The organism is Streptomyces flaveolus, from assembly GCF_044765825.1.
Classification (GTDB): domain Bacteria; phylum Actinomycetota; class Actinomycetes; order Streptomycetales; family Streptomycetaceae; genus Streptomyces; species Streptomyces flaveolus.
The window spans coordinates 195,665-213,300 of record NZ_JBIWKU010000013.1; the positions used below are offsets into that span (position 1 = coordinate 195,665).

General features: G+C 72.3%; 16 protein-coding genes. 4 read left to right on the forward strand and 12 right to left on the reverse strand.

What is annotated here, in order from left to right; translation table 11 throughout:
- Nucleotides 1–3 precede the first annotated feature (3 nt).
- The 7 genes from ACIRG6_RS32230 to ACIRG6_RS32260 all read right to left on the reverse strand — a co-directional run bounded on the left by ACIRG6_RS32230 (nucleotide 4) and on the right by ACIRG6_RS32260 (nucleotide 8,280).
- Complete coding sequence (locus tag ACIRG6_RS32230) at nucleotides 4–1,788, reverse strand: glycoside hydrolase family 15 protein (RefSeq protein ID WP_403325203.1); 1,785 nt, start codon at nucleotides 1,786–1,788, stop codon at nucleotides 4–6.
- A 73-nt stretch (nucleotides 1,789–1,861) separates the two neighbouring features.
- The gene (locus tag ACIRG6_RS32235; protein WP_364682948.1) at nucleotides 1,862–2,653 is read right to left on the reverse strand and encodes an SURF1 family cytochrome oxidase biogenesis protein; all 792 of its coding nucleotides are present in this window, start codon (nucleotides 2,651–2,653) and stop codon (nucleotides 1,862–1,864) included.
- Between the two features lie 68 nt (nucleotides 2,654–2,721).
- A complete protein-coding gene (locus ACIRG6_RS32240; RefSeq protein WP_071528763.1) occupies nucleotides 2,722–2,955 on the reverse strand; it encodes a hypothetical protein in 234 nt (77 codons plus the stop codon).
- A 90-nt stretch (nucleotides 2,956–3,045) separates the two neighbouring features.
- Complete coding sequence (locus tag ACIRG6_RS32245; protein ID WP_350724992.1) at nucleotides 3,046–4,032, reverse strand: DEDDh family exonuclease; 987 nt, start codon at nucleotides 4,030–4,032, stop codon at nucleotides 3,046–3,048.
- A gap of 223 nt (nucleotides 4,033–4,255) precedes the next feature.
- On the reverse strand, nucleotides 4,256–5,263 hold the full coding sequence (locus ACIRG6_RS32250) for a CopD family protein (protein WP_350724994.1): 1,008 nt from the start codon (nucleotides 5,261–5,263) through the stop codon (nucleotides 4,256–4,258).
- A 61-nt stretch (nucleotides 5,264–5,324) separates the two neighbouring features.
- Nucleotides 5,325–6,707, reverse strand: a complete 1,383-nt coding sequence (locus ACIRG6_RS32255; protein WP_403325205.1) for a CoA transferase — start codon at nucleotides 6,705–6,707, stop codon at nucleotides 5,325–5,327.
- Nucleotides 6,708–6,762: 55 nt separating this feature from the next.
- Nucleotides 6,763–8,280, reverse strand: coding sequence for a S8 family peptidase (locus ACIRG6_RS32260; RefSeq protein ID WP_350724999.1), 1,518 nt, complete (start codon nucleotides 8,278–8,280; stop codon nucleotides 6,763–6,765).
- A 441-nt stretch (nucleotides 8,281–8,721) separates the two neighbouring features.
- Here ACIRG6_RS32260 and ACIRG6_RS32265 point away from each other — a divergent pair, with 441 nt between their 5' ends.
- The 3 genes from ACIRG6_RS32265 (at nucleotide 8,722) to moaA (ending at nucleotide 11,858) form a co-directional block, all read left to right on the forward strand.
- Nucleotides 8,722–9,081, forward strand: a complete 360-nt coding sequence (locus tag ACIRG6_RS32265) for a DUF485 domain-containing protein (protein ID WP_239771094.1) — start codon at nucleotides 8,722–8,724, stop codon at nucleotides 9,079–9,081.
- A complete protein-coding gene (locus tag ACIRG6_RS32270) occupies nucleotides 9,078–10,712 on the forward strand; it encodes a solute symporter family protein (protein ID WP_239771093.1) in 1,635 nt (544 codons plus the stop codon). The genes ACIRG6_RS32265 and ACIRG6_RS32270 overlap by 4 nt, the downstream gene beginning before the upstream one ends.
- 156 nt (nucleotides 10,713–10,868) lie before the next feature.
- Nucleotides 10,869–11,858: a GTP 3',8-cyclase MoaA gene (moaA, locus tag ACIRG6_RS32275; RefSeq protein ID WP_364682941.1), complete on the forward strand. Its 990-nt coding sequence runs from the start codon at nucleotides 10,869–10,871 to the stop codon at nucleotides 11,856–11,858.
- 7 nt (nucleotides 11,859–11,865) lie between these two features.
- Here moaA and ACIRG6_RS32280 read toward each other — a convergent pair whose 3' ends face one another.
- Both ACIRG6_RS32280 and ACIRG6_RS32285 read right to left on the reverse strand, forming a co-directional pair.
- Entirely contained in the window at nucleotides 11,866–12,087 is a 222-nt protein-coding gene (locus ACIRG6_RS32280; RefSeq protein ID WP_318217997.1) for a hypothetical protein, read from the reverse strand.
- A 234-nt stretch (nucleotides 12,088–12,321) separates the two neighbouring features.
- Complete coding sequence (locus tag ACIRG6_RS32285) at nucleotides 12,322–12,720, reverse strand: DUF3099 domain-containing protein (RefSeq protein WP_239771091.1); 399 nt, start codon at nucleotides 12,718–12,720, stop codon at nucleotides 12,322–12,324.
- Between the two features lie 260 nt (nucleotides 12,721–12,980).
- Here ACIRG6_RS32285 and ACIRG6_RS32290 point away from each other — a divergent pair, with 260 nt between their 5' ends.
- Nucleotides 12,981–13,262, forward strand: a complete 282-nt coding sequence (locus tag ACIRG6_RS32290) for a GlsB/YeaQ/YmgE family stress response membrane protein (RefSeq protein ID WP_318217996.1) — start codon at nucleotides 12,981–12,983, stop codon at nucleotides 13,260–13,262.
- A gap of 64 nt (nucleotides 13,263–13,326) precedes the next feature.
- Here ACIRG6_RS32290 and tyrS read toward each other — a convergent pair whose 3' ends face one another.
- Genes tyrS through ACIRG6_RS32305 form a run of 3 tightly spaced genes read right to left on the reverse strand, consistent with a single transcriptional unit; the run spans nucleotide 13,327 to nucleotide 17,553 of the window.
- Nucleotides 13,327–14,595, reverse strand: a complete 1,269-nt coding sequence (tyrS, locus tag ACIRG6_RS32295; protein WP_381687109.1) for a tyrosine--tRNA ligase — start codon at nucleotides 14,593–14,595, stop codon at nucleotides 13,327–13,329.
- Between the two features lie 43 nt (nucleotides 14,596–14,638).
- Nucleotides 14,639–16,033 (reverse strand): metallopeptidase TldD-related protein, encoded by a 1,395-nt coding sequence (locus ACIRG6_RS32300; protein WP_364682936.1) that lies wholly within the window; start codon nucleotides 16,031–16,033, stop codon nucleotides 14,639–14,641.
- The gene (locus tag ACIRG6_RS32305) at nucleotides 16,030–17,553 is read right to left on the reverse strand and encodes a TldD/PmbA family protein (RefSeq protein ID WP_403325209.1); all 1,524 of its coding nucleotides are present in this window, start codon (nucleotides 17,551–17,553) and stop codon (nucleotides 16,030–16,032) included. Before ACIRG6_RS32305 ends, ACIRG6_RS32300 begins: the two co-directional genes overlap by 4 nt.
- Between the last annotated feature and the right edge of the window lie 83 nt (nucleotides 17,554–17,636).

A 17,636-nucleotide genomic window follows, 5' to 3' on the forward strand; every position in this document is an offset into this window, starting at 1 on the left:
CCCCTATCCTGCCTCCTCGTCGCCGAACAGGGCGAGGGCGGTGTTCACCAGGCCGATGTGGCTGAACGCCTGCGGGAAGTTCCCGAGCTGGTGGCCCGCCACCGGGTCGTACTCCTCGGCCAGCAGCCCCACGTCGTTGGCGAGCCCCACCAGCCGCTCGAACAGCTCCCGGGCCTCCGCGGTCCGGCCGGTCGCGTGCAGCGCGTCCGCGTACCAGAACGAGCACACCAGGAACGTGCCCTCCCCGCCCGGCAGCCCGTCCACGGGCGGGCCCTCGGTGCTGTAGCGGCGCACCAGGCCGTCCCGGGTCAGCTCCTTGCCGATCGCGTCGACCGTGCCGACGACGCGCGGGTCGTCCGCGGGCAGGAAGCCCACCCGCGGGATGAGGAGCAGCGCGGCGTCCAGCTCCGCCGAGCCGTAGGACTGGGTGAACGTGTTGCGGTCCGGGTCGTAGCCCTTCTCGCAGACCTCCCGGTGCACCTCCTCGCGCAGCGCGCGCCAGCCGTCCAGGTCGCCGCCCAGCTCGGGGTGGTCCTCCAGGGTGCGCACCGCCCGGTCGGCGGCCACCCAGGTCATCACCTTCGAGTGCACGAACTGCCGGCGCCCGCCGCGCACCTCCCACAGCCCCTCGTCCGGCTGCCGCCAGGCCGTGGTCAGGAAGTCCATCAGCGCGCACTGGAGCTCCCACATCTGCGGCTGCGGGTGCATGCCCGCCAGCCGGGCCAGCGACAGGGAGTCCATGACCTCGCCGTACACGTCCAGCTGAAGCTGGTTCACCGCGTCGTTGCCGATCCGCACGGGTGCCGACTCGGCGAAGCCGGACAGCCACGGCAGTTCGAACTCGGGCAGCCGCCGCTCGCCCGCCAGGCCGTACATGATCTGCAGGTCCGCCGGGTTGCCCGCGACCGCGCGCAGCAGCCAGTCGCGCCAGGCCTCGGCCTCCTCCAGATACCCCGCCGACAGCAGGGCGCCCAGGGTGAGCGTGGAGTCGCGCAGCCAGCAGAAGCGGTAGTCCCAGTTGCGGACGCCGCCCGGTTCCTCCGGCAGCGAGGTGGTGGCGGCGGCCACGATGCCGCCGGTCGGCCGGTAGGTGAGTGCCTTCAACGTGATCAGGGAGCGGACCACGGCGTCCCGGTGCGGACCGTCGTAGCGGCAGTGGGCGGCCCAGGCACGCCAGTCCTCGACGCTGTGCTCCAGCGACACGTACGGGTCTATCAGCGGCGGGCGCGGCTCGTGCGAGGGGTGCCAGGTGAGGACGAACGCGACCTTCTCGCCCTCGGCGACCGTGAACTCCGCGTGCGTCCCGAAGTCCTGCCCCCAGATGCGCACCTCCGGCTCGCTGCGCAGCCACGCGGAGTCCGGTCCCGCGACGGCCACCCGGTGACCGTCGGACCGGCGCACCCACGGCACGATCGAGCCGTAGTCGAAGCGCAGCCGCAGCTCGCTGTGCACGGTGACCTCGCCGCGCAGGCCCTCCACGATGCGCACCAGGTCGGGCGCGCGGTCGCGCTGGGGCATGAAGTCGGTGACCCGGACGGCTCCGTCGTCCCCCTCCCACTCGGTGTCCAGCACGAGGGTGTCGGGGCGGTAGGCACGCCGGGTGCAGTGCTCGGCACCCACGGGGGCGATGCGCCAGCGGCCGTTGTCCTCGTCGCCGAGCAGCTTGGCGAAGCAGGCGGCGGAGTCGAAGCGGGGCAGGCACAGCCAGTCCACGGAGCCGTCCGTGCCGACCAGGGCCGCGGTCTGCTGGTCGCCGATGAGCGCGTAGTCCTCGATGTGGGGGTGCACGGTGTTCCGTCTGCCCGGCCGGTGACCGCGCAATCGGGCCCGGACCGGCTGCCGCACGCCCGCGGGCGTGCCGCTACACGGGGGCGGGTTCCGCCTCCGCGGTCTCCACGTCCCCGGCGCTCTCCCGGTCGCGCTTCTCGCGACGGACCAGGATCCACCAGCCGACCGGGACGGCCGCGGAGAACAGCCACCACTGGATCGCGTACGCGAAGTTCAGTGCGGCGTCCTCGTTGCCCGGCTTGCCGATCGCCTCGGGGGTGCTGCCCTTCGGCTCGGGCGCCGTCAGGACGATGTACCCGCCGAGCACCCGGGCGTCCAGGCGGGCGGCCTCCTGCTCGCTGTTGATGAGCATGATCTGGCGGTCCGGCAGGCCCTCGAGGTCCTTGATGCCGCTCGCGGCGGTCGTCTCGTCGGGCATCATCCGCCCGGTGACGGTGATCTCTCCCCGGGGCGGTGCGGGAACCTCGGGGAACTCGGTCTGGCTGGGGCCGTCGGCGGGGATCCAGCCGCGGTTGACGAGCAGGACCTTGCCGTCGTCGAGGACGAACGGGGTCAGTACGTGGTAGCCGATCTTGTCCTGGGCGTTGGTGCGCCGGCGGACGACGACCTCGTGGTCCGTGTCGAAGCGGCCCGTCGCGGTCACGGTGCGGTACCGCTCGTGCGTGGTGATCCTCTTGCCGGGAGCGGTCAGCGACTCCACGGGCACCGGCTTCGCACCGAGCGCCTCGGCGACCAGGTCGTTCCGGGCGGTGCGCTCCTCGTAGCGGTGCATCTGCCAGAAGCCCAGCCGGATCATCGTCGGGATGAGCAGCAGGGCCACCAGCGTGAGGATCACCCACTGGCGGGACAACAGGAAGCGGTACACCCCACGACGGTACAACTCGGTCGTGGGGTGCGATGCGGCGGGTACGGGCTTGTGGCCCCGGTCCGGCCTCAGACCTTGTCGACGATGCCCGCCCTTCCCTCGGCGCGGGCGCAGTGGGCGCCGCAGTACCAGTGGCCCTCGACCTCGACACCCTGGCCGATGATCTGCACCCGGCAGTGCTCGCAGATGGGGGCCATCCGGTGGATCGCGCAGGAGAAGCAGTCGAAGACGTGCACCGCCCCCTGCGCGTGGACCTCGAAGGTCATTCCGTAGTTGTTGCCGCAGACTTCGCATGTCGCCATGCGCCACAGGGTGAGCCGTCACCGCGGCACGGGCGAGCGGGTGCCGGGCGAGTCGCCCGGCAATCACCCGTCCGTACGGCTCGCGCGGGCTCAGCCGTCCGCCGGCTCCACGTCCCGCAGCAGCTGCCCGAAGGCCGCCTCGTCCACCACCGGCGTGCCGTACTGCCGGGCCTTGACCACCTTCGAGGTGCCCGAGTCGGGGTCATTGGTGACCAGCAGGCTGGTCAGCCGGGACAGGCTGCCGGCGACGTGCAGCCCGGCCTCGGTCGCGCGGTCCTCCAGCAGGTCCCGCTCGATCGAGGTGTCACCCGAGAAGGCGACCCGCATGCCCTGCTTGAGCCGTTTGCCCTCTTCGTACCGGCCTGGGTTGGGATAGGGGCATGCGGGCCTTTTGCGGGAGGGGCGCCAACTGCTCTGCCGGGACCCGCCGTAGCCCGCCTGCTGCCCGATCCGGGGCGCGGGCCGGTCCGCCCACTCCGTCAGCGGCCGGCACTCGTGCAGCGGCAGCCGCAGACCGCCCGCCGCCGCGGCGCGCAGGCTCGGCCGGAACGCCTCCGCCAGCACGCGCGCGTCGTCCAGCGCGTGGTGCGCCCGCTGCTGCACGACGCCGAAGTGCGCGGCCAGCGACTCCAGCTTGTGATTGGGCAGCGGCAGCCCCAGCTCCTTGGAGAGCGCGATGGTGCACAGCCGTTGCCGCACCGGGGCCGCACCCTCGGCGCGCGCGTACTCCCGGGCGATCATCTGCCAGTCGAAGACGGCGTTGTGCGCGACGAGCACCCGTCCGTCGAGCCGGGCCGCGAACTCCGGGGCGATGTCCCGGAACAGGGGCGCGCCCTCGAGGGCCTCGCTCGTCAGTCCGTGTATCCACACCGGGCCCGGGTCCCGCTCCGGATTGACCAGTGTGTACCAGTGGTCCTCGACCTCTCCGCGCGCGTCCAGCCGGTAGACGGCCGCCGAGATGATGCGGTCGTCGCGGGCCAGGCCGGTGGTCTCCACGTCAACGACCGCGTACCCCTGCGGATACGCGGCCGGCCACGTGGTGGCGGACGACGCTGCGGTCGTGCGGTCTTCGAGCATGGTCCATGAGGATACGGGCCGCGACCGACAGTCCCGCCCCGCAGGTGCCCCGTCGGGCCCCGCGCGCGGTTGCCGCGTCAAGTCCGGGCGGCCGGGCGAGGGTTGCCGCGACCTCGACCGCCCCGACGGCCGCGGAGGGTCGGCCGGGCGCCTGCGACGCCTCGGACGGCGGCCCCCGTGTGTGACGGAACCCACGCGCACCGAGGGCCCCTCCGGCCCGGTCTCACCAGCGGATCGGCACCGGAAGCGCCGTCAGCAGCCCGGACACCGCGACCACCAGACCCAGGGCGAGGACCTCTCCGCGCGCGGGCGTACTGGCGGACAGCGGGTCGGCGGCGCGGCTCAGCCGGATCCGGGCCCACAGGGCGAGGGCGGCGACGGCCGCCACCAGGATCACCTTGGCGAGCAGCACCCTCCCGTACGCGGTGTCCGTCAACTGGCCGAGGATCGTGCCCGCCGGCATCCGGCGCAGCGAACTGCACACCCCCGTCGCCGTGATGGCGGCGAGCAGAACGGCCGCCACGCGCGCGTAGAGACCCAGCAGGGCCGCGCCCGCCGCGGCGCCCCGCCACCCGCGCAGGACGCGCAGCGCGTACAGCAGACCGCCCACCCACAGCGACGCGCACGTCAGGTGCACCAGGGTCAGTCCGGAGCCGATCAGCGGACTGTACTCGGTGGTGGGATGGGCGCGCAGGGCCTCCGCGACGACCACGGCGGCCAGCGGCCACACCTGCGTGCCCGGCCGGCCCGAGACGGCGCACAGGCCCGCCACGAGGAACGCGTTGACCTCCAGGAGCGCGAGCTTGCCGTCACGGGACTCGTAGAGGCCGCCGACATCGATCTCGGCGATGCCGCCCGGCACCAGGTTGCCGGTGGCCACGACCGACGCGAGTCCCAGCGCGGCGACGAACGCGGCGGCGTTCGCGTGCGGGGACCAGCTGCGGGGCCGGTCCGGGGGAGCGCCGGGCAGGTACCGGGCCAGCCGGTTCACGAACAGTTCGCCGACCGGGATGCTCAGCGCCGCGAACAGCACCGTGCGCAGCAGCGCGATGCCGCCGGTGCCGGGCGCTTCGGCCTCTCCGGTGCCGTGCAGGGCGGGGGACGGGCCGAGCACGGGTATCAGCGCGGCCAGCGCCACCAGCACGAGAACGGCCGCGGCCCGGCCGGTACCGGCGGGCCGCGCGTGCCGTCCGGCGTCGGTGGGCCGGGACGGGGGTCTTGTCGAGGTCACCTCGAGATCTTCACCAACTCGCCCAGAACTGGGCAAGTTCGGGAGAAGGCACCGGGGGACGTCACAGCCACGTCGCCGCGTCCGCGCCCCACGGTCCCGGCGGGCGGGCCCAGTCGGCCGGTCCGCCGGCGTAGGACACCGGCGGCAGGGCGTACCGCAGCCGCCCGAGCGGGCCGGCCCGTTCGGCGAGCCAGGGCTCCGGCCCCGGATACGCCCCGGCGGGCTCGCGCCGCGCCCCTCCCGTGCCGTCCGGCCGGACCCCTTCCAGGAGCCAGGCGGCGGTCCGCGCGAGGGACAGCCGTACGAGCCGGCTGCCGCCCTCCCGTGACTGGTCGGTCAGGGACCGCAGCACGGCGGACGCCAGCAGATGGCCGGTGCCGTGGTCGAGGACCTGCGCGGGCAGGGCCCCGGGCCGTTCCGCGGACCCCTCGACGGCGGCGATGCCGGTGGCCGCCTGCACCAGGCTGTCGAAGCCGCGCCGCCCGGCCCACGGCCCGTCCGTGCCCCAGGCCGACAGCTGGGCCACGACCAGCCCCGGCCGGCGCTCGGCCAGCGCGTGGGGGGAGAGCCCGAACCGGTCCAGGGCGCCCGGCCGGTACCCGGTGACGACGACGTCCGCGCCGGCCAGCAGCTCCTCGAACGCCGCCCCACCGGACGTCAGGTCCAGCGCCGCCGACCGCTTCCCGAAGCCCGTGTCGGCATGCTGGTCGGGCAGTTCCGGCAGTCCGGGCGGGTCCACGCGCAGGACGTCCGCGCCGAGCAGCGCGAGCGTGCGGGTGGCGACCGGCCCCGCGATGACCCGGGTCAGGTCCAGGACGCGCAGCCCGGCGGCGGGCGAGGCGACGCCCGCCGGGGCGGGCGTGAACACGCGACCGGGCGCCGAGTCCAGGCGCTCGCGTGCGACCAGGGGGTGCCGGGCCACCGCCACGCCCTGCTCGTGCACCGCCCACTGGGCCGGCGTGCGCAGCGCGACCGCCAGGCCGCCGGCCGCGTACACCGCCTCCTCGACCTCGGTGGCGGACCGTTCGCCGAGCGCCGCCGCGACGAGTGCCGGGTCGTCCGGCAGGTCCAGGGCGGCGAGCAGACGCCTTCGGTGATGGGGATAGTTCGCGTGCGTCCGCAGCCACCCGTCGGCAGTGCGCCAGAACCGGGACAGCGGTGCGAACGACACCGGCTCCCGTCCGGCGATCCGCAGACGGCGCTCACTGGTGAACGCGGTGGCGACGGCCCCGTCGTCCACGCGCACGCCGGGCACGCGCGCGAGCCCTTCCCGCCGCGCCGCCAGCTCGGCGGCGGCCAGCGCGCACACGCCGACGCAGATCCGTGCGGACTCCCGTGCGGGAAGGCGCCCCACCAGGGCACCCTCCCGCACGGTGGTCGTCACGCGCCGGAGAAGGGCGGGATCACCGCCCAGGGCGGACCAGGCGAACTCGATGTCGGTCATGACTGCACCATGCAGTATTGACTCGATCAATATGTACGCCGGTACGGCACCTCGGCTAGCGGGTCACCGCGTCCAGCGCGTCGGCCATGCCCCAGCCGTAGAAGCCGTTGCGGTTCTTCGACCCCTCGCAGACCGCGTCCACCTTGCCGTCGCCGTTGATGTCGTACGGCTTGGTGCACGGCGTGGCGTCGGCCTGCGCGTACAGCAGCGCCTTCACCATGGCCGGGGAGGCGTGCGGGTGCGTCGACTTGATCAGCGCGGCGACACCGGCGACGTGCGGCGACGCCATCGACGTACCGGCCATGTAGCCCCACTTGCCGCCGGGCAGCGTGCCCAGGATCAGGCCGCTGGTCGCCGGCGGAGCCGGGGTCTGGTAGGCGGTCGAGTCGCCGCCGGGCGCGGCGATGTCGATGACGCCCAGACCGTGGTTGGAGAAGGACGACTTCAGGCCCTTCGCACCGGTCGCCGCGACCGTGACGACACCCGGCAGCTGGGTCGGGATGTCGTAGCACTCCGACGGGTCGATCACCCGGTCACCGGGCGTGGTGTCGTTGGGGGAGGACGGGTCGAGGATCTCGTCGGACGCGAGGTCGTAGTTCTCGTTGCCGGCCGCGGCGACGTTGACCGCACCCTTCTTCTCCGCGTACCGCGAGGCCCGCGAGACGGCCTCGACGAGCGCCTTCTGGTCCGGGTCGTTCTTGCAGTTGAAGTACCACGGGTCGGTGTAATAGCTGTTGTTGGTCACGTCGACGCCGTGCTCGGCCGCCCACATGAAGCCGCAGACCACGGCCTCGGTGTAGAAGAAGCCGTCCGGGTTGGACACCTTGATGCCCGCGACCTTCACGCCCGGCGCCACGCCGGTCATGCCGACGCCGTTCTTGGCGGCGGCTATCTCCCCGGCCACGTGCGTGCCGTGCGGGCTCTCCGCCGCGCCCGGCCGCCAGGCGCCGTCGGTGGTGTCCGGCTTGCCCGCCACGCAGTTGACCGACGCCTGCCGGTCGAAGTTCGGCGCGATGTCCGGGTGCGTGTCGTCGACGCCGGTGTCGATGACCGCGACGGTCACCTTGCTGCTGCCCAGCGACTTCTCGTGCGCCTTGTCCGCCTTGATGGCGGGCAGGTCCCACTGGAGGGACTCCAGCGGGTCCTGGCCCGCGGCGGCCTGAGCGGCGGCGGCCTCCTGCGCGGTGAGCACCTTCGGCGTGCCGACGTCGGTCGTCGCCGCCGAGGGCAGCGGCGCGGTGCGGGTGGCACCGGCCGACTGCACACCGCGCACCGTGCGCACGGTCTTCGCGAAGTCCGGGTCGGCCGAGTGGACGACGACCACGCCGATCCGGTCGTACGACGTCACGATGGTGCCGCCGGCCTTCGCGATCGCCCGCTTCACCTGCGCCGAAGGGCCGTGCCCGGGCTGGACGTTGACGACGTAGCTGAGCGACGCGCCGTCGGTGGCGGCGGCCGGGGCGGCCTCGGCCGCGGAGGCCTGGATGTTGGGCAGGAAGGCGAGGGCCGTGGCCAGGGCCATGCCGGCCGGGATCGCGACGGCGCGGCGGTGACGGGAGTGGGGCGCTGTCATGTGCGAGGTCTCCAGTTCATGAGGAAAAGGGGCGGGACGAGCGGAGCGGGACGACTTCACCGCGCGCAGCGCGTCCCCGACCTCGCGGGCCCCGGCGGGAAGCCGGGCGACGCGGTCGGCGACAGCACGACCGGTACGGCGGGAGAGAGCCGCCGTCTGGAACGCAGATGAATCATGGGGTCTCCACATCATCCGGAAACGAGACCGGCCCGAGACACAGGTGGTGCCCGGGCAGGTACATGACGCAGTGGTGCAGGGCGAAGCTATCTCCCGAAGTCGCTGGCCAGCAATGACTTCCCAGAAGTGACTTGGGAAAGTGCCGCAGGTGTTGAACCGGGCCCCGCAAGGCGCCGTGTCGTTGGACAGGGAGCCCCAGCACGATCAGGCCCCCGCGATAACACCGAGGTACAAGCCGTCATGTCCGTCGTACGAGGAGACTCCGTGGCCACCGACGCACCGCCCCCCTCGAAAGCAGAGGAACACCGACTCCCCTCCGCCGAGGAGTTCTCCGAGGTGCAGCAGAGTGCGGAGTTCGCCGAACTGCGCCGCACCTTCCGCTCCTTCGCCTTCCCGCTGACGATCGCCTTCGTCGCCTGGTACCTGCTCTACGTGCTGCTGTCGAACTACGCCGGCGGCTTCATGGGCACCAAGCTGTTCGGCAACATCAACGTCGCGTTCGTCTTCGGCCTCGCCCAGTTCGTCACCACGTTCCTCATCGCCTGGTGGTACTCGCGGCACGCCGCCGTGAAGCTCGACCCCAAGGCCGAGGCCATCAAGTCCCGGATGGAGGGCGGCGCATGAGCCCCGCACAGACCGTCTTCGCCGCCGAGCTCGCCGCCAACGAGGCCAGCGAGCACCGGCCGCTGATCATCACGCTCTTCTCCGTCTTCGTCGTCGCGACGCTCTTCATCACCGTCTGGGCCGGCCGCCAGACCAAGGACGCCGCGGACTTCTACGCGGGCGGCCGCCAGTTCAGCGCCTTCCAGAACGGCCTCGCCGTCTCCGGCGACTACATGTCGGCCGCGTCCTTCCTCGGCATCGCGGGCGCCATCGCCCTCTTCGGCTACGACGGCTTCCTGTACTCCATCGGCTTCCTGGTCGCCTGGCTGGTCGCCCTGCTGCTGGTCGCCGAGCCGCTCAGGAACTCCGGCCGCTACACGATGGGCGACGTCCTCGCGTACCGCATGCGCCAGCGCCCCGTGCGCACCGCCGCCGGCACCTCCACGATCGTCGTGTCGATCTTCTACCTGCTGGCCCAGATGGCCGGCGCGGGCGTCCTCGTCTCCCTGCTGCTCGGCATCACCTCCGACGCGGGCAAGATCCTCATCGTCGCCCTCGTCGGCGTCCTGATGATCGTGTACGTCACCATCGGCGGCATGAAGGGCACCACCTGGGTCCAGATGGTCAAGGCCGTGCTGCTGATCGGCGGCACCATCCTGATCACCTTCCTGGTGCTGCTGAAGTTCGACTTCAACATCTCCGACCTGCTCGGCAAGGCCGCCGAGAACAGCGGCAAGGGCTCCGCCTTCCTGGAGCCCGGCCTCCAGTACGGCGCCACCGGCACCTCCAAGCTGGACTTCATCTCCCTCGGCATCGCCCTGGTGCTCGGCACGGCCGGCCTGCCGCACATCCTGATCCGCTTCTACACGGTGCCCAACGCCAAGGCCGCCCGTAAGTCCGTGAACTGGGCGATCGGCATCATCGGCGCCTTCTACCTGATGACCATCGCGCTCGGCTTCGGCGCCGCCGCGCTCATCGGGCAGGACGAGATCATCGCGTCCAACCCGTCCGGCAACACGGCCGCGCCCCTGCTCGCGCTGCACGTCGGCGGAGTGGACTCGGCCTGGGGTGCGATCCTGCTGGCCACGATCTCGGCGGTGGCCTTCGCGACCATCCTCGCCGTGGTCGCCGGCCTCACCCTCGCCTCGTCCTCCTCTTTCGCGCACGACATCTACGCCAACGTCATCCGCAAGGGGCAGGCGACCGAGAAGGAGGAGATGCGGGCGGCCCGCTGGGCGACCGTCTTCATCGGCATCGTCTCCATCGCGCTCGGCGCCCTCGCCCGCGACCTGAACGTGGCCGGCCTGGTCGCCCTGGCCTTCGCGGTCGCGGCCTCCGCCAACCTGCCGACCATCCTCTACAGCCTGTTCTGGAAGCGGTTCACCACCCAGGGCGCCCTGTGGTCGATCTACGGCGGCCTGATCGTCGCCGTCGGCCTGGTGCTGTTCTCGCCGGTGGTCTCCGGCGACCCGAAGGCGATGTTCCCGGACGTCGACTTCGCCTGGTTCCCGCTGAAGAACCCGGGCATCATCTCCATCCCGTTCGGCTTCCTCATGGGCTGGCTCGGCACGGTCCTGTCCAAGGAGGAGCCCGACAAGGCCAAGTACGCGGAGCTCGAGGTCCGGTCGCTGACCGGCACGGGCGCCCACTGATCCCACCCCCGCCACGGCCCCGTCGTAGATCCCTACGACGGGGCCGCGCCGTACGTCGTAGGGATCGGGCCGCTGTCGTTGTCGGCGCGGTCACGTAGGCTCGCAGTGTCGGAGGAGAGAAGCGCTCCGCCGATCCGCGTCGAGGAGGGGGCCCACGTGCTCATCGACACCTACGGCCGAGTGGCCACCGACCTCAGGGTCTCGCTGACCGACCGCTGCAACCTGCGTTGCACGTACTGCATGCCGGAAGAGGGGCTGCAGTGGCTGGCCAAGCCCGACCTGCTCACGGACGACGAGATCGTCCGCCTGATCGACATCGCGGTCACCTCCCTCGGCATCGAGGAGGTGCGCTTCACCGGCGGGGAGCCGCTGCTGCGCCCCGGCCTGGTCGGCATCGTCGAGCGGGTCGCCGCCCTTGAGCCGCGCCCCCAGATGTCCCTCACCACCAACGGCATCGGCCTCAGGCGCACGGCGACGGCCCTGAAGGCCGCGGGCCTGGACCGGGTCAACGTCTCCCTGGACACCCTGCGCCCGGACGTCTTCAAGACCCTCACCCGCCGGGACCGCCACAAGGACGTCCTGGAGGGCCTCCAGGCCGCCCGCGAGGCGGGCCTGACCCCGGTGAAGGTGAACTCGGTCCTGATGCCGGGCCTCAACGACGACGAGGCACCCGACCTGCTGGCCTGGGCCGTCGAGCACGACTACGAACTGCGCTTCATCGAGCAGATGCCCCTGGACGCCCAGCACGGCTGGAAGCGCGAGGGCATGGTCACCGCCGGTGACATCCTCACCTCCCTGCGCACCCGCTTCGAGCTGACCGCCGAGGGCTCCGAGGCCCGCGGCTCGGCCCCCGCCGAGCGCTGGCTGGTGGACGGCGGCCCGCACCGCGTCGGTGTCATCGCCTCCGTCACCCGCCCGTTCTGCTCGGCCTGCGACCGCACCCGCCTGACCGCCGACGGCCAGGTGCGCACCTGCCTGTTCGCCACCGAGGAGACCGACCTGCGCGCCGCCCTGCGCTCCGGTGCCCCGGACGAGGAGATCGCCCGCATCTGGCGGCTCGCCATGTGGGGCAAGAAGGCGGGCGCGGGCCTCGACGACCCGACGTTCGTCCAGCCCGACCGGCCGATGTCGGCGATCGGCGGCTAGTGACCACTCAGGAGCGCTCGGTCGCCTGCCAGTCCTCGAACCTGGCGACGTCCTTCAGGAAGCCCCGCACCCCGAGGAACTGGGACAGGTGCTCCCGGTGCTCCTCGCAGGCGAGCCACGTCTTGCGGCGCTCCGGAGTGTGCACCTTCGGGTTGTTCCACGCCAGCACCCACACGGCGGCACTGCGGCAGCCCTTGGCGGAGCAGATCGGGGTCGGTTCGTCACTCACAGGTTCGTCTCACAACTCACGGAAAAAGGCGACGCCGAGCAGCCACGGGGGGAGCTGCCCGGCGTCGGTCCGTCGCTCCGACGGGGGATGCGGAGCGCGTACGAAGTATGTCACGGGTCACCCGCCACCCGGCACCGGAACAACATGATTGATCTGAGCTTTTCTTGAGCCTGGCGCGGAATCGACGCCCGCCCCGGCCGGCTCCCGGGCACCCGATCGCCGCCTCCTCGGAGGTCACGACGTGCCGTGCGGCCCACCGGCGGAGCCCGGCGCCGGACCCGGCGCCGCGTCTTCCGGGACGGATTCCGCCCGGCCGTCGTCCGCCCGCGGGGCCGTGATCATCGGCGGGGAGGGCACCGTCACGAACGTCGACGGCAACGACGGCGCGTTCTCCCGTCCCGCGTTCGCGATCACGACCGCGATGTAGGGCAGGACCGCGCCGAGCACCAGCGCCACGATCGCGACGTGCCGTTCCACGTTCCACAGGCATGCCGCGAGGATGACCGAAACCGTACGCACCGACATCGAGATGACGTAGCGGCGCTGCCGCCCGCGCACATCCTCCTGGAGGCCCGTACGGGCCCCGGTGATCCGAAAGACCTCTGTGTTCTGCCCGCCGCCCAGCTTCCGCATCACGTTCCACCAACCGCCCGCATCGGTCTTTCCCCGCCCCGCTTCCGTCCGCGGCCGCTCGGGGACCCCGGTCCCGGACGACTCCACGTTACGCCGCGTCCGCGCCTCCCACGAGACCGGGTCGCCCCCGGTCCGCGCGCCCGGCGTGCGCCGCGCCGCGTAGGCGGATGCCCCGTTCGGCCGTACCCGGCGTGCGCCGTTCGCGGTACGGCCGAAGACTGGCGGCAATGCTCACCTGGAGCCGAATGAGGGAGGCAGCCATGGGCTGGTTGTGGGCGATCATCGTCGGATTCGTGCTCGGTCTGATCGCCAAGGCGATCATTCCGGGAAAGCAGCACAGCCCCCTGTGGCTGACCACCATCTTCGGCATGCTCGGTGCCATCGCCGGCAACGCGATCGCCCGCGCGGTCGGCGTCGAGGCGACCCGCGGCATCGACTGGTGGCGCCACCTGTTCCAGCTGGTGGCCGCGATCATCATCGTCGCCCTCGGCGACGCCGCCTACATGGCGGTGCGGGGCAACAGGCGGCGGGAACGCGCCTGACGCGTACGGCGAAGGGGCGGCCCACGGTCGCCGCGAGGCACCGCGAACCGCCCCTCGTACGCGCTCAGGCGCCGGTGACCTCCACCGCGGCCAGGTTCTTCTTGCCGCGGCGCAGCACCAGCCAGCGCCCGTGCAGCAGGTCCTCCGCGGCGGGGACGGCGTCCTCGCCGGCGACCTTGACGTTGTTCACGTAGGCGCCGCCCTCCTTGACCGTGCGGCGCGCGGCGGACTTGCTGGCCACCAGTCCGACCTCGGCGAACAGGTCCACGACCGGGCCCAGCTCGGCGACCTTCAGGTGCGGCAGCTCGGAGAGGGCCGCGGCCAGCGTCCGGTCGTCCAGCCCGGCCAGATCGCCCTGGCCGAAGAGGGCCTTGGACGCGGCGATCACCGCGGCCGTCTGGTCGGCACCGTGCACCAGCGTCGTCAGCTCCTCCGCCAGCGCGCGCTGCGCGGCCCGGGCCTGCGGACGCTCCTGCGTCTGCTTCTCCAGCTCCTCCAGCTCCTCACGGGACTTGAAGGACAGGATCCGCAGGTAGTTCGAGATGTCCCGGTCGTCCGCGTTCAGCCAGAACTGGTAGAACGCGTACGGCGTCGTCATCTCCGGGTCGAGCCAGACGGCGCCACCCTCGGTCTTGCCGAACTTGGTGCCGTCCGCCTTGGTCATCAGCGGGGTCGCCAGCGCGTGCACCTCGGCGTGCGGCTCCAGCCTGTGGATCAGGTCCAGGCCCGCCGTGAGATTGCCCCACTGGTCGCTGCCGCCCTGCTGGAGCGTGCAGCCGTGCCGCCGGTACAGCTCCAGGAAGTCCAGGCCCTGCAGCAGCTGGTAGCTGAACTCCGTGTAGCTGATGCCCTCGGCCGACTCCAGCCGCCGCGCGACCGAGTCCTTCGTCAGCATCTTGTTGACGCGGAAGTGCTTGCCGATGTCGCGCAGGAACTCGATGGCCGACATGCCGGCCGTCCAGTCCAGGTTGTTCACCATCACCGCGGCGTTGTCGCCCTCGAAGGACAGGAACGGCTCGATCTGCCCGCGCAGCCGGGTCACCCAGTTCGCGACCGTCTCCGGGTCGTTCAGCGTGCGCTCCGCCGTGGGGCGGGGGTCGCCGATCTGGCCCGTGGCGCCGCCGACCAGGGCCAGCGGGCGCAGGCCCGCCCGCTGGAGCCGGCGCATGGTGAGCACCTGCACCAGGTGGCCGACGTGCAGGCTGGCCGCGGTCGGGTCGAAGCCGCAATAGAACGTGACGGGACCGTCCGCGAGCGCCTTGCGCAAAGCGTCCTCGTCAGTGGACAGGGCGATCACGCCACGCCACTTCAGCTCGTCGACGATGTCCGTCACGGTTCTCTTGTCTCCTCGGGTGGGCTCGTAATCAGGTACGAGGTTATACGCCCTGGCTGACGGAGCTCATATTGAAGTCCGGCACCCTCAGCGCGGGCATCGCGGCCCTGGTGAACCAGTCGCCCCACTCCCTGGGCAGCGTCTTCTCCGTGCGCCCGGCCTCCGTGGCCCGGCCCAGCAGCGAGACCGGCGACTCGTTGAAGCGGAAGTTGTTCACCTCGCCGACGACCTCGCCGTCCTCGACGAGATAGACGCCGTCCCGGGTCAGGCCGGTCAGCAGCAGCGTCGCCGGGTCGACCTCGCGGATGTACCACAGGCAGGTCAGCAGCAGCCCCCGCCCGGTGCCGGCGACCATCTCCTCCAGGGAGCGGCCGGAGCCGCCCTCCAGGACGAGGTTGTCGATCGCCGGGGCGACCGGCAGCCCGGTCAGTCCGGCACTGTGCCGGGTGGTGGTCAGCCGGTTCAGCTCACCCGCGCGGATCCAGTCCGTCGCCGCCACCGGCAGCCCGTTGTCGAACACCGACTGGTCGCCGCCGGAGGAGTGCGCGATCACGAACGGCGCGCTCTCCAGACCCGGCTCGTGCGGGTCGCTGCGCAGCGTCAGCGGCAGCTCGCCGAGCCGCTCGCCGACGCGCGTGCCGCCGCCCGGCGTCGAGAACACGGTGCGGCCCTCGGCGGCGTCCCGGCCCGAGGCCGACCACAGCTGGTAGATCAGCAGGTCGGCGACCGCGGTCGGCGGCAGCAGCGTCTCGTACCGGCCGGCGGGCAGCTCCACCCGGCGCTCCGCCCAGCCGAGCCGTACGGCCAGCTCGGCGTCGAGCGCCGCCGGGTCGACGTCCTTGAAGTCCCGCGTGGAACGCCCCGCCCACGCCGACCGGGTGCGGTCCGGGGACTTGGCGTTCAGCTCCAGCGTCCCGGTGGGCTGGTCGTGCCGCAGCCGCAGACCCGTGGACGTACCCAGGTACGTCGACGTCAGCTCGTGGCGGGCGAAGCCGTACAGCTCCCGGCCGCCCGTACGCGCGCGGGCGAACGCCTCGCCCAGGGCCGGCGCGAAGTCGGCGAACACGGCCGACGACGTCTCGGCGGGCGCGTCGGTGAAGTCGGGCGAGGTGGGCACGCCCGTGACCAGCGGCTGCGCGTCCTCGGCGGGTCCGGCGCCGCGCGCGGCGGCCTCGGCGGCACGCACCAGCGACTCCAGCTCGTCCACGGTCACCGCCGAGCGCGACACCACCCCGGACGCCGTGCCCTGCTGCCCGTCGACGGTCGCGACGACGGTGAGCGTGCGCCCGCGCGTGACGCCGTTGGTGGTGAGCGCGTTGCCCGCCCAGCGCAGGTTGGCGGTGGACTCCTCGTCGGCGATGACCACGCACCCGTCCGCCCGGGACAGCTCCAGCGCCCGCTCGACGATCTCGTGCGGCCTGTTCGTGCGCGCGCTCATCGCCCCGCCTCCTGCGTGGTGTTCAGAATGTTGACTCCCCTGAAGAGGGCGGACGGGCAACCGTGGGAGACGGCCGCGACCTGTCCCGGCTGGGCCTTGCCGCAGTTGAACGCGCCGCCCAGGACGTACGTCTGCGGACCGCCGACGGCCGCCATGGACCCCCAGAAGTCGGTGGTCGTCGCCTGGTAGGCCACGTCCCGCAGCTGCCCGGCGAGACGCCCGTTCTCGATGCGGAAGAACCGCTGACCGGTGAACTGGAAGTTGTAACGCTGCATGTCGATGGACCACGACCGGTCCCCGACGACGTAAATGCCCCGGTCCACGCCCCCGATCAGGTCCTCCGTCGACAGCCCGCCCGGATCCGGCCGCAGCGACACGTTGGCCATCCGCTGCACCGGCACGTGGCCGGGGGAGTCGGCGTAGGCGCACCCGTTGGACTGCTCGAACCCGGTGAGCTTCGCGATGCGCCGGTCGAGCTGGTAGCCGACCAGCGTGCCGTCCTTCACCAGGTCCCAGGACTGGGCCTCGACGCCCTCGTCGTCGTACCCGACGGTCGCCAGCCCGTGCTCGGCGGTGCGGTCGCCGGTGACGTTCATCAGCTCCGAGCCGTAGCGCAGCTTGCCGAGCTGGTCGAAGGTGGCGAAGGAGGTGCCGGCGTAGGCGGCCTCGTAACCGAGGGCACGGTCCAGCTCGGTGGCGTGCCCGATGGACTCGTGGATCGTCAGCCACAGGTTGGACGGGTCGACGACCAGGTCGTACAGGCCCGGATCCACGCTCGGCGCGCGCATCTTCTCGGCCAGCAGCCCGGGGATCTCGGCCAGTTCGGCGTCCCAGTCCCAGCCGGTGCCCGTCAGGTACTCCCAGCCGCGTCCGGCGGGCGGCGCGAGGGTGCGCATGGAGTCGAACTCGCCGCTGGAGTCGTCCACCGCCACGGCCGTGAGCACCGGGTGCAGCCGCACACGCTGCTGCGTGGTCACGGTCCCCGCGCTGTCGGCGTAGAACTTGTTCTCGTGGACGGTGAGCAGCGAGGCGTCGACGTGGTCGACCCCGTCGGCCGCCAGCAGCCGCGCGCTCCAGTCGGCCAGCAGGGCGGCCTTCTCCTCGCCGGGCACGGTGAAGGGGTCGATCTCGTACGACGAGATCCACGTCCGCTCGGCGTGCACGGGCTCGTCGGCCAGCTCCACCCGCTCGTCCGACCCCGCCGCCTTGATGACCTGCGCGGACAGCTTCGCCATCGCCACCGCCTGCGAGGCGACCTTGGCGGCGGCGTCGAGCGTGAGATCCACACCGGACGCGAAACCCCACGTCCCGCCGTGCACCACGCGCACCGCGTATCCGAGGTCGGTGGTGTCCGACGACCCGGCGGGCTTGGCGTCCCTCAGCCGCCAGGAGGCGCTGCGCACCCGCTCCAGCCGGAAGTCCGCGTGCTCGGCGCCCAGCGAGCGCGCGCGGGCGAGCGCGGCGTCGGCGAGGGCGCGTAGGGGGAGTGCCGTGAAGGCTTCGTCGATGCTATGAGGCACCTGCGTCTCTTTCTGTCGACGGTGACCGGTCGTCCGCGGCGGTACCGGGGCTGCGCCGCATCATGTCGCGTCGGCCGGTACGG

What these genes read in the sequence shown, in the direction of transcription:
- ACIRG6_RS32245 (WP_350724992.1), bottom strand. Translation starts at nt 4,032, where the DNA reads ATGCTCGAAGACCGCACGACCGCAGCGTCGTCCGCCACCACGTGGCCG.
- ACIRG6_RS32300 (WP_364682936.1), bottom strand. Translation starts at nt 16,033, where the DNA reads ATGAGCGCGCGCACGAACAGGCCGCACGAGATCGTCGAGCGGGCGCTG.
- ACIRG6_RS32240 (WP_071528763.1), bottom strand. Translation starts at nt 2,955, where the DNA reads ATGGCGACATGCGAAGTCTGCGGCAACAACTACGGAATGACCTTCGAG.
- ACIRG6_RS32285 (WP_239771091.1), bottom strand. Translation starts at nt 12,720, where the DNA reads ATGCGGAAGCTGGGCGGCGGGCAGAACACAGAGGTCTTTCGGATCACC.
- ACIRG6_RS32260 (WP_350724999.1), bottom strand. Translation starts at nt 8,280, where the DNA reads ATGACAGCGCCCCACTCCCGTCACCGCCGCGCCGTCGCGATCCCGGCC.
- ACIRG6_RS32270 (WP_239771093.1), top strand. Translation starts at nt 9,078, where the DNA reads ATGAGCCCCGCACAGACCGTCTTCGCCGCCGAGCTCGCCGCCAACGAG.
- ACIRG6_RS32255 (WP_403325205.1), bottom strand. Translation starts at nt 6,707, where the DNA reads ATGACCGACATCGAGTTCGCCTGGTCCGCCCTGGGCGGTGATCCCGCC.
- ACIRG6_RS32290 (WP_318217996.1), top strand. Translation starts at nt 12,981, where the DNA reads ATGGGCTGGTTGTGGGCGATCATCGTCGGATTCGTGCTCGGTCTGATC.